This window comes from Streptomyces sp. NBC_00354, assembly GCF_036106915.1.
Taxonomy (GTDB): Bacteria; Actinomycetota; Actinomycetes; order Streptomycetales; family Streptomycetaceae; genus Streptomyces.
Genome location: NZ_CP107983.1, coordinates 6,922,140 through 6,935,259, shown reverse-complemented (window position 1 = coordinate 6,935,259; position 13,120 = coordinate 6,922,140). Strand labels below are relative to the sequence as shown.

General features: G+C 73.4%; 15 protein-coding genes. 8 read left to right on the top strand and 7 right to left on the bottom strand.

Annotated elements, in window-relative coordinates; translation table 11 throughout:
• The first annotated feature begins 9 nt into the window (after positions 1-9).
• Positions 10-1,335, top strand: coding sequence for an MFS transporter (locus OHT74_RS31875; RefSeq protein ID WP_328622063.1), 1,326 nt, complete (start codon positions 10-12; stop codon positions 1,333-1,335).
• Here the strand turns inward: OHT74_RS31875 and OHT74_RS31870 are convergent.
• The 4 genes from OHT74_RS31870 to OHT74_RS31855 form a co-directional block, all read right to left on the bottom strand.
• Positions 1,322-2,113, bottom strand: coding sequence for a spermidine synthase (locus OHT74_RS31870; RefSeq protein WP_328623434.1), 792 nt, complete (start codon positions 2,111-2,113; stop codon positions 1,322-1,324). The two genes, OHT74_RS31875 and OHT74_RS31870, sit on opposite strands and share 14 nt — an antisense overlap.
• A 90-nt stretch (positions 2,114-2,203) precedes the next feature.
• Complete coding sequence (locus OHT74_RS31865) at positions 2,204-3,052, bottom strand: patatin-like phospholipase family protein (protein WP_328622062.1); 849 nt, start codon at positions 3,050-3,052, stop codon at positions 2,204-2,206.
• A 108-nt stretch (positions 3,053-3,160) separates the two neighbouring features.
• Positions 3,161-4,342, bottom strand: a complete 1,182-nt coding sequence (tuf, locus tag OHT74_RS31860) for an elongation factor Tu (RefSeq protein ID WP_328622061.1) — start codon at positions 4,340-4,342, stop codon at positions 3,161-3,163.
• Positions 4,343-4,627: 285 nt separating this feature from the next.
• Positions 4,628-5,344 carry a DNA alkylation repair protein gene (locus OHT74_RS31855; RefSeq protein ID WP_328622060.1) on the bottom strand — a complete coding sequence of 239 codons (717 nt, stop codon included), beginning with the start codon at positions 5,342-5,344 and terminating at the stop codon, positions 4,628-4,630.
• Between the two features lie 49 nt (positions 5,345-5,393).
• Between OHT74_RS31855 and OHT74_RS31850 the strand changes: the two genes are divergently transcribed.
• From OHT74_RS31850 to lnt, 5 genes are all read left to right on the top strand, one after another.
• Entirely contained in the window at positions 5,394-6,119 is a 726-nt protein-coding gene (locus tag OHT74_RS31850; protein WP_266669182.1) for a TVP38/TMEM64 family protein, read from the top strand.
• A 48-nt stretch (positions 6,120-6,167) separates the two neighbouring features.
• On the top strand, positions 6,168-7,046 hold the full coding sequence (locus OHT74_RS31845; protein WP_328622059.1) for an undecaprenyl-diphosphate phosphatase: 879 nt from the start codon (positions 6,168-6,170) through the stop codon (positions 7,044-7,046).
• Between the two features lie 124 nt (positions 7,047-7,170).
• Positions 7,171-7,347 (top strand): hypothetical protein, encoded by a 177-nt coding sequence (locus OHT74_RS31840; RefSeq protein ID WP_099893904.1) that lies wholly within the window; start codon positions 7,171-7,173, stop codon positions 7,345-7,347.
• Between the two features lie 69 nt (positions 7,348-7,416).
• Complete coding sequence (locus tag OHT74_RS31835; RefSeq protein WP_266669178.1) at positions 7,417-7,887, top strand: nuclear transport factor 2 family protein; 471 nt, start codon at positions 7,417-7,419, stop codon at positions 7,885-7,887.
• A 69-nt stretch (positions 7,888-7,956) separates the two neighbouring features.
• The gene (gene lnt / locus OHT74_RS31830; RefSeq protein WP_328622058.1) at positions 7,957-9,549 is read left to right on the top strand and encodes an apolipoprotein N-acyltransferase; all 1,593 of its coding nucleotides are present in this window, start codon (positions 7,957-7,959) and stop codon (positions 9,547-9,549) included.
• On the opposite strand, the gene OHT74_RS31825 is transcribed toward lnt, so the two are convergent.
• Positions 9,494-10,399, bottom strand: a complete 906-nt coding sequence (locus tag OHT74_RS31825) for a Gfo/Idh/MocA family protein (protein ID WP_328622057.1) — start codon at positions 10,397-10,399, stop codon at positions 9,494-9,496. The genes lnt and OHT74_RS31825 overlap by 56 nt on opposite strands.
• Before the next feature lie 83 nt (positions 10,400-10,482).
• Here OHT74_RS31825 and OHT74_RS31820 point away from each other — a divergent pair, with 83 nt between their 5' ends.
• Together OHT74_RS31820 and OHT74_RS31815 are read left to right on the top strand one after the other, a co-directional pair.
• Positions 10,483-11,007 (top strand): DinB family protein, encoded by a 525-nt coding sequence (locus OHT74_RS31820; RefSeq protein WP_328622056.1) that lies wholly within the window; start codon positions 10,483-10,485, stop codon positions 11,005-11,007.
• A 188-nt stretch (positions 11,008-11,195) separates the two neighbouring features.
• On the top strand, positions 11,196-11,687 hold the full coding sequence (locus OHT74_RS31815) for a hypothetical protein (RefSeq protein WP_328622055.1): 492 nt from the start codon (positions 11,196-11,198) through the stop codon (positions 11,685-11,687).
• 20 nt (positions 11,688-11,707) lie between these two features.
• Here the strand turns inward: OHT74_RS31815 and OHT74_RS31810 are convergent, their stop codons facing one another.
• Together OHT74_RS31810 and OHT74_RS31805 are read right to left on the bottom strand one after the other, a co-directional pair.
• The gene (locus OHT74_RS31810) at positions 11,708-12,232 is read right to left on the bottom strand and encodes a hypothetical protein (protein WP_328622054.1); all 525 of its coding nucleotides are present in this window, start codon (positions 12,230-12,232) and stop codon (positions 11,708-11,710) included.
• A 96-nt stretch (positions 12,233-12,328) separates the two neighbouring features.
• Positions 12,329-12,997 carry a uracil-DNA glycosylase gene (locus OHT74_RS31805; protein ID WP_266673223.1) on the bottom strand — a complete coding sequence of 223 codons (669 nt, stop codon included), beginning with the start codon at positions 12,995-12,997 and terminating at the stop codon, positions 12,329-12,331.
• Between the last annotated feature and the right edge of the window lie 123 nt (positions 12,998-13,120).

Genomic DNA, 13,120 nt, shown 5'->3' with positions numbered 1-13,120 from the left:
AGTCCGGGGGTGAGCTCTCCCCCCACCGCCCCTCCCCGTACGACCGCACAGCGCCGCCGGCCCGCCTGGGCCGGCCGCAACTACACCCTGCTGACGGGTGCCGCGGTCGTGACGAACCTCGGCAGCCACGGAGCGCTCATCGCGTCGGCCTTCGCCGTCCTGGAAGCGGGCGGGTCCGGCGGGGACGTCGGCCTCGTGGCGGCGGCCCGTACGCTCCCCCTCGTCCTCTTCCTGCTCATCGGCGGCGCCCTCGCCGACCGGCTGCCGCGCCACCGGGTGATGGTCGCGGCCAACGCCCTCAACTGCGTCTCGCAGGCGGCCTTCGCCGTGCTCGTCCTGACCGGGCATCCGCAGCTGTGGCAGATGATGCTGCTCACCGCGCTCTGCGGTACCGGTACCGCCTTCTTCAACCCGGCCGCCGAGGGCATGCTCCTCTCCAGCGTCTCCGGCGAGCACGCCAACCGCGCCTTCGCACTCTTCCGGATGGCCATGAACGGCGCCGGCATCGGCGGGGCGGCCCTCGGCGGGGCCATGATCGCCGCGATCGGTCCCGGCTGGGTCCTGGCCGTGGACGCCGCCGCGTTCGCCCTGGCCGGAGCCCTCCGCGCCTTCCTGGACGTCGGCAACGTCCCCGACCGGGGTGCCGGGGGCGGCCTGCTGGCGGACCTGCGCGAGGGCTGGGTGGAGTTCCGGACCCGGCCCTGGCTGTGGAGCATCGTGCTCCAGTTCTCCGTGGTCGTCGCCGTCGTCGGCGCGGCCGAGGCGGTCTACGGTCCGCTCGTCGCCCGCGACCAGCTGGGCGGGGCCGCCCCCTGGGGCCTGGCACTGGGCTTCTTCGGCATCGGCACCATCGCCGGGGCCGTCCTGATGATGGTGTGGAAACCGCGCCGGCTGCTGCTGGTCGGCACCGTGTGCGTGTTCCCGCTGGCGCTGCCGTCGGCGGGTCTGGCGGTCCCGCTGCCGGTGTGGGGCCTGTGTGCGGTGATGTTCGTCAGCGGCACGGCCATCGAGGTGTTCGGCGTGAACTGGATGACGACCATGCACCAGGAGATCCCGGAGGAGAAGTTCTCCCGGGTCTCCGCGTACGACTGGTTCGGCTCGGTGTCGATGCTCCCACTGGCCACCGCCGTGGCCGGCCCGGTCGAGTCGGCCTTCGGCCGCACCTCCGCCCTGTGGGGCTGCGCCACGCTGGTCGTGCTGGGCACCGCGGCGGTCCTCTTCGTCCCGGACGTGCGCCGGCTGACCCGCAAGGCCTCGCCCCCGAAGGCCTCCTCGATCCCGGCCGCCGCCGCTCCCGACGCGGCGCCCGCGTCCACCGGGGTCAGCCCAGGCTGAACGCGCCCTCCGGCGGCTCCGGCGAGGCAACGGCATCCGCATCCCCGACCGGCACCGCCCCCTTCATGAACCGGGCGAGGGCCTCCCCCTCCTCGACCCGTGCGGGAAACGCGTCCGCCGCGCACAGCCGTGACAGCGCTGCCACCGGCAGCTCCGCGTCCGAGGCGAGCAGCACCGCGTTCCCGAACCGCCGCCCGCGCAGCACACCCGGCTCCGCGACGAGCGCGAGCTCCCCGAACACGGCCCCGAAATTGGCGAGCTGGGCCCGCAGGAAGCCGAACGGCGCCCCGTCGGCCAGATTCGCCGCGTAGACCCCGCCCGGCCTCAGCACCCGGGCCGCCTCCCGCGCGTACTCCACGGAGGTCAGCTGCGCCGGCACCCGCGAGCCGCCGAACACGTCGGCGACGAGTACGTCCGCGCTGTCGGCGGCCGCGCCCTCCAGCCAGGCCCGCGCATCGGCGGCGTGCACCGTGACTCCCGACCCGGCCGGCAGCGGCAGGTGCTCCGCGACCAGCTCCACCAGAGCGGCGTCGAACTCCACCACCGCCTGCCGGGAGCCCGGCCGGGTCGCCGCCGCGTACCGGGGCAGCGTCAGCGCGCCGCCGCCGAGGTGCAGCACGTCCAGCGCGGTCCCCGGCTGCGCCACGCAGTCCAGGACGTGCCCGAGCCGGCGTACGTACTCGAACTCCAGGTACTCCGGATCGTCGAGGTCCACGTACGACTGCGGTGCGCCGTCGACGGTCAGCAGCCAGGCCCGCTCCCGGTCCACGTCCGGCATCAGCTTGGCGGTGCCCTGGCCCACGTCCCGGACGACCGGGATCTGTTCGTCGCTCACCGCACCATTGTCCGGTGTCCGGCAAGCAGTACGTCAGGCCGCCCAGACGGCGGTCGCCTCGGCCGCGTGCTCCGCCGCCTGCGCGAGCCCGGCGCGCGCCGCCGGGTCCCGCCGCGCCGGGTCCAGGACATTGCGCCCGAAGGCCTTGCGGGCCTGCGCGGACGGGGTGATCAGCAGCACCTGCGCCCCCGCCGCCCGCAGCCGCGCCGCCTGGGCGGCCGGTGAGGGGACGAGCCCGGATCCGAGCGCCAGCGGCGCGAGGATCACCACCCGCGCACAGCCGGAGGCGAGGTCGGCGTTGGTGGCCGACCGGATCCCGCCGTCGATGAACCGGCGTCCGCCGACGGTGACCGGCGGCCACACCCCGGGCACCGCGCAGCTCGCCGAGACCGCGTCGACCAGCCCGGCCCCGCTCTCCCGGTCGAAGGCCGCGAGCTCGCCGGTGAGCGCGTCGACGGCGGTGACGACGAGCCTGCGCTCGGGCCACTCGTGCGAGACGAGCCGGGCCTCCAGCACCTTGCGCCGCTCCGCCTCCCCGCCGGTGTCGGCGGCCAGCGCGAGGGCGCCGACCCGCCTGCGGTAGCTCTCCGGGTCCCGCGAGCGCACCATCGCGACGGTGTAGCGGGCGACGAGCCCCGCCCCGAGCCGGGCGACGGCCTCGCCGGCGGGGTCGCCGAGCTGGCGTTCGTACAGCTCCTGCGGGGTGAGCAGCCCGGAGGTGAGCTGGGCGCCCACCACCGAGCCCGCCGAGGTGCCGACGACGAGGTCGGCGGCGGTCAGGTCCACGCCCGCCTGCGCGAGCCCGTACAGGATCCCGGACTCCCAGCCGATGCCGGTGAGTCCTCCGCCGCCCAGCACCAGTGCCGTACCGCCGCCGCCCATCCCGGCCCACCCCTTCTTCGAACGCCCGTGGTGACGGCAGTCTGGCGCACCCGGACCGCCGCCACCACGGCAGGGCGTCAGAACATCGACGCGGATACGGGCGGCGATTCAGTCGAGCACGGCCGTGACCGTCCCCGCGCCGACGGTCCGCCCGCCCTCACGGATCGCGAAGCCGAGCCCCGCCTCCAGCGGCACGTCCCGTCCCAGCTCGACGGTCATCGCGACCGTCTCGCCCGGCCGGGCCACCCCCGCCTCGCCCAGGTCCACGTCCCCCACCACGTCGGCGGTGCGGATGTAGAACTGCGGCCGGTACCCGGACGCCACCGCTGTCGTACGCCCGCCCTCCCTCGCGGACAGCACGTACACCTGCGCGGTGAAGCGGCGCCTGGGCACGACGCTCCCGGGCGCGGCGACCACCTGACCGCGGCGCACTCCGTCCCGCGGCACCCCGCGCAGCAGCAGCGCGACGTTGTCCCCGGCCTCGGCGGACTCCATCGGCTTGCCGAAGGTCTCCAGGCCGGTCACCACGGTCAGGGCGGGCTCGCCGTCGCCGCCGAGGACGCTCACGTGGTCGCCCATGCGGACGCTGCCGCGCTCGACGGCGCCGGTCACGACCGTCCCGCGTCCGGTGATGGTCAGGACGTTCTCCACCGGCAGCAGGAACGGCGCGTCCGTGTAGCGCACCGGCATCGGCACGTACGTGTCCACGGCGTCGAGCAGCGCCTCGATCGCCCCGGTCCAGCGCGGGTCGCCCTCCAGCGCGCCGAGTCCGGAGACCCGTACGACCGGCGCGCCGTCCCCGCCGTATCCGTTGGCGGTGAGCAGCTCGCGGACCTCGAGCTCTACCAGGTCGGTGAGCTCGGGGTCCCCGGCGTCGGCCTTGTTGAGCGCGACGACGATGTGGTCGACGCCGACCTGCCGGGCGAGGAGCACGTGCTCGGCGGTCTGTGGCATGACCCCGTCGAGCGCGGAGACGACGAGGATCGCCCCGTCGAGCTGCGCGGCGCCGGTGACCATGTTCTTGACGTAGTCGGCGTGCCCGGGCATGTCCACGTGGGCGTAGTGCCGGGTGTCGGTCTCGTACTCGACGTGCGTGAGGTTGATGGTGATGCCGCGCCGCGCCTCCTCCGGGGCCCGGTCGATCCGGTCGAACGGCACGAAGGAGGCGCCGCCGCGCTCGGCCAGGACCTTGGTGATGGCGGCGGTGAGGGTGGTCTTGCCGTGGTCGACGTGACCCATGGTGCCGATGTTGAGGTGCGGCTTGGTGCGCACGAAGGCCGTCTTGGCCATGATGACTTTTCCCGTTGATTCGATGATCCGAAACTGCGACGGGACCCCGGAAGCCGAGCCGACCCTCCCCCTGCGGGGTCCGCCGGACTGTCCGGGAAGGGTCAGCTTCGTGCGCCGTCGAATGCGTCGAAGGCAGTTGCCTCGAAAGTTTCGAATGCCTCGAAGAGGAAAGCGGCAGCCTTCGGCGCGTCCGCGACTGCGGACGGCGCTGCGGGGAAGGCGTACCGGGACATGCCGCCGATACTGCCGGACCGGCCCCGCCGCGTCGAATGAATTACCGCGCGGCTAGATCTTCTTGAGCGCTTCGCGCACGGACAGCGGGGAGAGCGAGTCCCGTTCCGTCTCGACGAAGGCGCGGACGGCCTCCGGGTCGGTCTTCGCGTACTCGCGCAGCGCCCAGCCGATCGCCTTGCGGATGAAGAAGTCCGGGTGGCCGCACTGGCGGCGGCAGTAGCCGAAGAGGCGCTCGGTGTCCGTCGCGGACTGGTAGCGCAGCTGGTGGAGGAGGGAGGTGCGGGCGAGCCAGAGGTCCTCGTCCCCGATCCACTCGTCCGTCACGGCCGTGAGCGCCCGGTCGGCGGCCACGAGCGGGCCGACCGCATGGGCCGCGAGGTGGTCGACGGTGTCCCACCACGGGACGGTGACGATCAGCTGCCGGACCACCGGCAGGAAGCCGGAGGAGCACACCCCGACGTGCCGGCGCAGATAGTCCACCGCGAAGTAGTGGTACTCGCGCTCCGGGAGCTCCCAGCACCGCAGCACGAGCGCCGCCACGTCCGCCTCCACCGGCTTCGGGGTCTGCGCGGTCACGGCTTTCGACAGCTCGCGCCGCAGTGGGGTGCGGATGCCGAGGAAGGGCGCGACGTCCTTCATGTACGCGGCCATGGACCGGGCCTGCGCCGGGTCGGCGGCCGCCCCGTACGTCGTGGCGAGGCGGTCGAGGAGGGTGTCCGCGAGGGCGCTGCGCGGGACCTTCAGGGGTCGCTGGTCGTTCGGCCGCATGAGGCCCAGATTACGGCGCGACGCCGCATTGGTCGGCTAGTCTCCCGGGATGTCCCTCCTCCTCGCGCCGTGGACCCGGCTGTCGCTGCTCGTCGTGCTGCTGCTGGCGGCCGGCGTGTGCGTCGTGCTGTACGAGCCCCAGCGCATCCTGTCGGAGGGCTGGCCCCCGGGTCTGCCGGTGGGGGCGGCGGTCCTGCTGTTCGCGGCCGCGTACGGGGTGGCCACGGCGGCCCTGGTGCCGCGCCCGCTGCTCAACCTGGCGGCGGGGGCCGTCTTCGGCATCCCGTTCGGCCTGGTCGCGGCGGTCGGCGGCTCCGTCATCGGCGCCGGGATCTCCTTCGGGCTGGGCCGGATGATGGGCCGGGACGCCGTACGGCCGCTGCTGCGCGGCCGTTGGCTCCAGGCGGCCGACGACCAGCTGGCCCGGCACGGCTTCCGCTCGATGCTGGCGGTCCGCATCTTCCCGGGCCTGCCGTTCGCGGTCGCCAACTACTGCGCCGCCGTGTCCCGCTGCGGCTGGCTGCCCTTCCTCTTCGCGACGGCGATCGGCGTTGTCCCGAACACCGCCGCGTACGTGGTCGCGGGCGCGAGCGCCTCCTCGCCGGACTCCCCCGCCTTCCTCGCCGCCTTCGGCTTCATCGCCGTCTCCGCGGTGGCGGCGGCGGTCGTCGGGTGGCGCAAGCGGCACCGGCTGGCGCCCGTACCGGTGTGTGAAACGTACGATCATGCCCCCCAGCACCCCCCTGTGGTCGGCGCCGCTCCGCACGGGCCCTAGCATCGGACCCGAACTGCCCGACGATCACAAGGACGAGCGCACCCCGACATGAGCTGGTTCGAATCCCTAATCCTCGGTCTCGTCCAGGGGCTTACGGAGTTCCTCCCGATCTCCTCCAGCGCCCACCTCCGGCTGACCGCGGCATTCGCCGGCTGGCAGGACCCGGGCGCGGCCTTCACCGCGATCACGCAGATCGGCACCGAGGCCGCCGTACTGATCTACTTCCGCAAGGACATCGCGCGGATCATCTCCACCTGGTTCCGCTCGCTGTTCACGAAGGCGCTGCGCAGGGAGCAGGACGCCAAGATGGGGTGGCTGGTGATCGTCGGGTCGATCCCGATCGGTGTCCTCGGCGTCGCGTTCAAGGACCAGATCACGGGCCCGGCCCGTGATCTTCGGCTGACCGCCACCACCCTGATCGTGATGGGCGTCGTACTCGGCATCGCGGACCGGCTGGCCGCCCGCGACGAGGAAGGGGGCCGGCACCGCGCCATCCGCGAGCGCAAGACGCTCAGGGAACTGGGCGTCAAGGACGGCCTGATCTTCGGTCTCTGCCAGGCGATGGCCCTGATCCCGGGCGTCTCCCGCTCCGGTGCGACGATCTCCGGCGGTCTGCTGCTGGGCTTCACGCGTGAGGCGGCCGCCCGCTACTCGTTCCTGCTCGCCATTCCGGCCGTACTGGCCTCGGGCGCGTTCGAGATCAAGGATGTGGTCGAGAGCCCGGGTCACATCACCTGGGGACCGACGATCTTCGCCACGGTCATCGCGTTCTTCGTGGGATACGTCGTCATCGCATGGTTCATGAAGTTCATCTCCAGCAAGAGCTTCATGCCCTTCGTGGTCTACCGGATCGCCCTGGGCATCGCACTGTTCGTCCTGATCGGCATGGGCGTGCTCAGCCCCTTCGCCGCCGAGTCGGCCGGCTGACACCGCTGCCGCTCACCGCTTCGCGTGAACCGGAGGCCGCTCGGGAACGTTCCCGGGCGGCCTCCGCGTCGTTGTGCCTGAAGAGACCTGAACAGACCGGAAGGCAAGCAGCAGGGGGTGTCCCATGGGTCGAGTGGTGCTGGAGCGGTTTCCGGCCGGAAGTCCGAGGGGAAGCTGGCCCGCCGAGGAGTACGCCGCCGAGCGCATGCGCGAGGGCGTGCCGGCCGAAGTGGTGATGGACCTGGCCACCGACGCGTTCCTCGTCGTGGTCCGGCAGCGGGAGGCGCATTCCGGTCACTGATCGCCCGCGCGGAGATCCGGTGCGCGCACGCCCCTTGGCCTCGCCGCCCCGCGCCCCCACACTGACCCGATGACGCAGCGTGTGGACCTCGCCACGGTCATGGACCGGCTGGCGATCGACGAGGTGGTCACGGGGTACGCGGTGGCCGTGGACGACGGCGACTGGGCGGCGTACCGCGCGCTGTTCGCTCCCGCCGGACGGGCCGACTACAGCTCGGCGGGCGGGATCGAGGGCCCGGCCGCCGAGGTCTCGGACTGGCTCGCGGAGACCATGAAGCTGTTCCCGGTGCGCCAGCACCTCATCGTCAACCGGCTGATCCGGCTGGAGGACCTCGGCGGCTCCCCCGGCGACCGTGCCGAGGTGCGCGCCGACTTCCTGAACCCGATGCGACTGGCCGGCGAGGAGTTCGACGGGTCGGTGACCGCGCCGAACTTCGTCGCCGCCGGCCGCTACGCCTTCGATCTCACCCGCACCGCCCGCGACGGCTGGCGCCTCACCCGCGTCACCGTGCACGAGAAATGGCGGCACATGTCCGCATAGACCGTCTCCGGACCCTGCTCGAACGGCCGCCCGGGCGGCCCTGTTCCACACTGGAAGCGGAGGCGCGTCATGCTCTCGAAGCGGACCCGGTGCTGGCGTGCGGCGGCCGCGGCCGCCGCCGGGGCGCTGGCCTGCCTCGCGTTCCCCGCTCCCGCGCTCTGGTGGTTCGCGTACGTCGCCCTCGTGCCCTGGATGCTGCTGCTGAGGTCGGCGCCGACCGGGCGGCGCGCCGCCCTGGAGGGGTGGCTCGGCGGCGCCGGGTTCATCGTGGCCGTCCACCACTGGCTGCTGCCCAGCCTGCACGTGTTCCTGCTGCCGCTGGCGGCCCTGCTGGGGCTGCTCTGGATCCCCTGGGCCCTGCTGGTGCGGGAATTCCTCGGCGGGGTCCCGGATCCGGGCCGGGCGACGGCCGCGCTGTTCCTCGTACCGGCGGGCTGGCTGCTGTCGGAGCTGGCCCGGTCCTGGCAGGGGCTGGGCGGGCCGTGGGGGCTGCTGGGGGCGAGCCAGTGGCAGGTGGCGCCCGCACTGCGGCTCGCCTCGGTGGGCGGGGTGTGGCTGGTGAGCCTGCTGGTGGTGGCGGTGAACTGCGGGCTGGTGCTGCTGATCGCGGTGCCGGGCGCCCGGGTCCCGGCGGTGGCCGGGATGACGGGGTGCGCGGTGCTGACCGGGGTGGTGTGGCTGTGGGTGCCGCGGCCCGAGGTGTCGGGCACGCTCCGCGTGGCCGTCGTACAGCCGGGCCTGGTGGCGGACGGCCCGGACAGCACCGGCCTCCGGTTCGCCGCCGGGGAGCGGCTCACGCGGACGCTGGCCGGGCAGCCGGTGGACCTGGTGGTGTGGGGCGAGAGCAGCGTCGGGGCGGACCTGGCGGCGCGCCCGGACCTGGCCCGGCGCCTCGCTTCGCTCTCCGCCGAGGTCGGCGCCCCGCTGCTGGTCAACGTCGACGCCCGGCGCCCGCCGGGCCCGGCTTCGGCGCCGGTCGCCACGGCGGCTGCGCTGCCCGACGGCGGCATCTACAAGAGCTCCGTCCTCGTCGGCCCCCGCGGGCCGACCGGCGACCGGTACGACAAGATGCGCCTGGTCCCCTTCGGCGAGTACATACCGGCCCGGTCCCTGCTCGGCTGGGCCACCTCGGTCGGCAAGGCCGCAGGCGAGGACCGCCGGCGGGGCGAGACCCCGGTGCTGATGAGCCTGCCGGAGCGGCCCGGTGTGCGGTTCGGCCCGCTGGTCTGCTTCGAGTCGGCCTTCCCCGACATGAGCCGCCGCCTGACCCGCGACGGGGCCGCCCTGCTGATCGCCCAGTCGGCCACCTCGAGCTTCCAGCACAGCTGGGCGCCGGCGCAGCACGCCTCGCTCGCCGCCGTGCGCGCCGCCGAGAACGGCCGCCCCGTGGTGCACGCCACCCTCACCGGGATCAGCGAGGTGCACGGCCCCTCGGGCGAGCGGATCGGCCCGGCGCTGGCGACCTCCGCGCGTGCAGCGCAGGTGTACGAGGTCCCGCTCGCCGGCGGCACGACGTTCTACGTCCGCTTCGGGGACTGGCCCGTGGGGGCCGCCCTCGCGCTGCTGGCGGCGTACTGCACGCTCGAGGGCGCCCGGTCGCTCGGGCTCAGGAAGCCTGCTCCAGAGCCGACGACACCACCTGCTCGCACAGCTCGTGGGTGAGCAGCGCGTCGCGGGCGCCGACCGTCCTGCCCGCCGCGACGGACTCCAGGAACGCGTCCACGGTCTGCTCGATGCCGCGCTGGCGGGCGACCGGCACCCAGTCCCCGCGGCGCCGCACGGTCGGCTGGCCCCGGTGGTCGATGATCTCGGCGAGGTTGACGACCTGCCGCTTGGTCTCCTGCCCGGACACCTCGAGGATCTCCTCGGTGGAGCCGGACAGCCGGTTCATGATGCCGAGCGCGGTGAAGCCGGCGCCCGACAGCTGGAGGACGACCTGGTGCATCAGCCCGTCGCGCACCTGGGCCCGGACGTCGATGTGGTCGGTCTCGCCGGGCAGCAGGAAGCGCAGGGTGTCGACGACGTGGATGAAGTCGTCGAGCACGAAGGTCCGGGGGTCCTCGGGCAGCCCGATCCGGTTCTTCTGCATGACGATGAGGTCGCGCGGGTGGTCGGCGCACTGCACGTAGCCGGGCGCGTGGCGGCGGTTGAAGCCGACGGCGAGCGACACCCCGCGCTCCTCGGCCAGTTCCACCAGCCGCCGCGATTCCGCGAGCTCGTAGGCGAGCGGCTTGTCCACGTACGTCGGCACGTCCGCTTCGAGCAGCCGTGTCACGATCTCGGGGTGAACGGCCGTCGGGGCGTGCACGAATGCCGCGTCGAGGCCTTCGGCCAGCAGTCCGTCGAGGTCGGTGTGCCGGCGTCCGGCAGGGATGTGGTGCATCTCCCCGATCCGCTCCAGCGTGGCCGGAGTACGGGTCTGCAGGTGCAGCTCGACACCCGGGCGGGCGGTGAGGACGGGCAGGTACGCCTTCTGCGCGATGTCGCCGAGTCCGATGACGCCGACCTTCACCGGGAACCTCCAGGTTGATCCATGCTGGACTTCCGCAGCTTAATCCCTGGTGGCGGGGCCCGCGTTCACCGAGGATGTCGACCATGACCACCACCACCGGATCCCACCGAACCGAGCCCTCCACCACCGCGAACGAGCGGGAGATGCTGGACGGCTGGCTCGACTACCACCGCTCCACCCTCGCCTGGAAGTGCGAGGGGCTCGGGGACGAGCAGCTGCGCCGTGCCGCGCTCGCTCCCTCCGAACTGAGCCTGCTGGGCCTCGTACGGCACATGGCGGAGGTGGAGCGGTACTGGTTCCGGGAGATCATGCTGGGCGAGGACCTCCCGGAGCTGTACTGCACGCGCGAGGACCCGGACGGGGACTTCCACTTCGGCCCGAACGACACCTGGTCCGAGGCCGAGCAGACCTGGCAGACCGAGGTCGAGCTGGCGCGGCAGGCCGCGGCGGGCCGTTCGCTGGACCTGCTGTCGGATCCCGCGAGCCACCACCGCGGCGAGGCGTTCAGCCTGCGCTGGGTCTACACCCACATGATCGAGGAGTACGCGCGCCACAACGGGCACGCGGACCTGCTGCGCGAGCAGATCGACGGCGCCACGGGCGACTGAGGCCCCCGGGTCCGAGCGGCTGCCGGCCGGTGTCCGGCGGAAGTCCGTCACCCGTGCGGGGTCAATATCGGCTCCGGGTTTTCGCAACGGGGTCCTCGCACAGCAGAGTTGCGCGAGTGCATCCAACGCGAACCACGACAAAGCTGCTGCTCGGAGTCGCCTGTGCCGTCTCGGCCGTCTCCGGCTGCGTGACTGTGACCCCCGCCCCGATGCAGCCGGCGGGCGCCCCCGGCACCACGGGGGCGCCGCCGCAGTACGAGCCGCGCGGCGGACCGGGGGCTGCGCCGGTGGCGGTCCAGGCACCCGCCCTGGAGGCGCTGAAGACCGTACCGGGGCAGTCCGCGCAGCCGGCGGCCTCCGCCGCGAGTCGGCAGGCCGCGCCCCGCAGCGCGGCGGTTCCGGCAGGCACGGCGGGCGCGGGGCACGAGGGGCCCGAGGCGCCCTCACAGGCCGTCCCGCCGGTGCCGGACATCCCGGAGCCGCACCGGCCCGCCGCACGCCGCTCAGCGGGCAAAGAGGGCCGTACGGAGCCGTCGGGGCCGGACGCGCACGTGCCGCGCGAGCTGGTGAAGGAGCTGCCGGTCCAGCCCGCCGACGTGTGCGCGCTGGGCCGCCGGCACGGCCGCTGGCACCCGGACAGCCCGGAGGCCCGCATCTGCGCGGGCGTCCACGGCGGCTGAGCGGCCGGCCCTACGGCTCGCTACGGGTGCTGCTCCGGGAACGGCCGGGGGCCCCTGCCCGGTTCCGCGGCCAGGCGCCGTTCCAGCCGGGCGATGGCGGCCCGTACGCCGTTCCCGTACGCGTCGTCGGCCAGGGCCCCGGTGGCGGCCCGGGCCCGGGCCAGGTGCACCCGCGCCGCCTCCGGCCGCCGGAGCTTGACGTAGTCGGCGGCCAGGCTGAGGTGCAGCGACGGGTAGAACACGCGCACGGCGGGATGCGGCTCGTGGTGCGCGGACAGCCCGTCCCGCAGCCCCCGCCCCAGCCCGTCAGCGGCGGTCAGGGCCCGCAGGTCCCAGGCCAGTTCGTCGGCGGGGTCGTCCTGGGCGTCGGCCATGTAGTGCGCGAGCGTGCACCGGTGGAGGCAGTCGCCGTCCTCGCCGATCTCGTTCCAGATCTCGCCGAGCCGGTTACGGGCCTCCTCGCGGTCACCGGCGTGCAGCAGGATCACGGCCTGGCCGATCCTGGTCATGACGGCGTCCTCCGACGCCTCCTGCTGCTCCGTCACGGCGGCCTCCGTCTTGCTCTGCCAGACCTGCTCCGGCCTGGTTCGTCACGACGCTAACGGCAGGCACCGGCAATGGCGCCGAGGCGCGGTGGGGCGTCAGCCCAGGTCCGGGATCCGCCAGTCGATCGGCTCATGGCCCTGCGCGGCGACGGCCTCGTTGATCTGCGTGAAGGGCCGGGAGCCGAAGAACTTCTTGGCCGACAGCGGGGAGGGGTGGGCGCCCTTGACGACCGCGTGCCGCTCCTCGTCGATGAGCGGGAGCTTCTTCTGGGCGTAGGCGCCCCACAGCACGAAGACGGCCGGGTCGGGGCGGTCGGCCACCGCGCGGATCACCGCGTCGGTGAACTTCTCCCAGCCCTTGCCCTTGTGGGAGTTGGGCTCGGCCTCGCGGACGGTGAGCACCGCGTTGAGCAGCAGGACGCCCTGCTCGGCCCACGGCATCAGGTACCCGTTGTCCGGGACGGGCGTGCCCAGCTCCGCGTGCATCTCCTTGTAGATGTTGCGCAGCGAGGGCGGGGTCTTGACCCCGGGCTGCACGGAGAAGCACAGGCCGTGGCCCTGGCCGGCGCCGTGGTAGGGGTCCTGGCCGAGGACGAGGACCTTCACCTTGTCGAAGGGAGTGGCCTCCAGGGCCGCGAAGACCTGCTCCCGGGGCGGGTAGACCGGCCCGTTCGCCCGCTCCTTCTCGACGAACTCGGTGAGCTCTTTGAAGTAGGGCTGGTCCAGCTCGTCGCCGAGGACGGGGAGCCAGGACTCGGGCAGCATCTGGGTCACGTCTACAACCTCCGGTACAAGTTCGAGCAACTGCGTGGTGCAACAGCTCAGAACCTACCGGGGGCCACTGACAACGCCTCATCCGCGGGCGCCCGAGGGCGCCCGCGGCAGGGG

What these genes read in the sequence shown, in the direction of transcription:
- OHT74_RS31865 (WP_328622062.1), bottom strand. Translation starts at nt 3,052, where the DNA reads ATGGGCGGCGGCGGTACGGCACTGGTGCTGGGCGGCGGAGGACTCACC.
- OHT74_RS31855 (WP_328622060.1), bottom strand. Translation starts at nt 5,344, where the DNA reads ATGCGGCCGAACGACCAGCGACCCCTGAAGGTCCCGCGCAGCGCCCTC.
- OHT74_RS31845 (WP_328622059.1), top strand. Translation starts at nt 6,168, where the DNA reads ATGAGCTGGTTCGAATCCCTAATCCTCGGTCTCGTCCAGGGGCTTACG.
- OHT74_RS31870 (WP_328623434.1), bottom strand. Translation starts at nt 2,113, where the DNA reads ATGCCGGACGTGGACCGGGAGCGGGCCTGGCTGCTGACCGTCGACGGC.
- OHT74_RS31820 (WP_328622056.1), top strand. Translation starts at nt 10,483, where the DNA reads ATGACCACCACCACCGGATCCCACCGAACCGAGCCCTCCACCACCGCG.
- lnt (WP_328622058.1), top strand. Translation starts at nt 7,957, where the DNA reads ATGCTCTCGAAGCGGACCCGGTGCTGGCGTGCGGCGGCCGCGGCCGCC.
- OHT74_RS31850 (WP_266669182.1), top strand. Translation starts at nt 5,394, where the DNA reads ATGTCCCTCCTCCTCGCGCCGTGGACCCGGCTGTCGCTGCTCGTCGTG.
- OHT74_RS31840 (WP_099893904.1), top strand. Translation starts at nt 7,171, where the DNA reads ATGGGTCGAGTGGTGCTGGAGCGGTTTCCGGCCGGAAGTCCGAGGGGA.
- OHT74_RS31835 (WP_266669178.1), top strand. Translation starts at nt 7,417, where the DNA reads ATGACGCAGCGTGTGGACCTCGCCACGGTCATGGACCGGCTGGCGATC.
- OHT74_RS31805 (WP_266673223.1), bottom strand. Translation starts at nt 12,997, where the DNA reads ATGCTGCCCGAGTCCTGGCTCCCCGTCCTCGGCGACGAGCTGGACCAG.
- tuf (WP_328622061.1), bottom strand. Translation starts at nt 4,342, where the DNA reads ATGGCCAAGACGGCCTTCGTGCGCACCAAGCCGCACCTCAACATCGGC.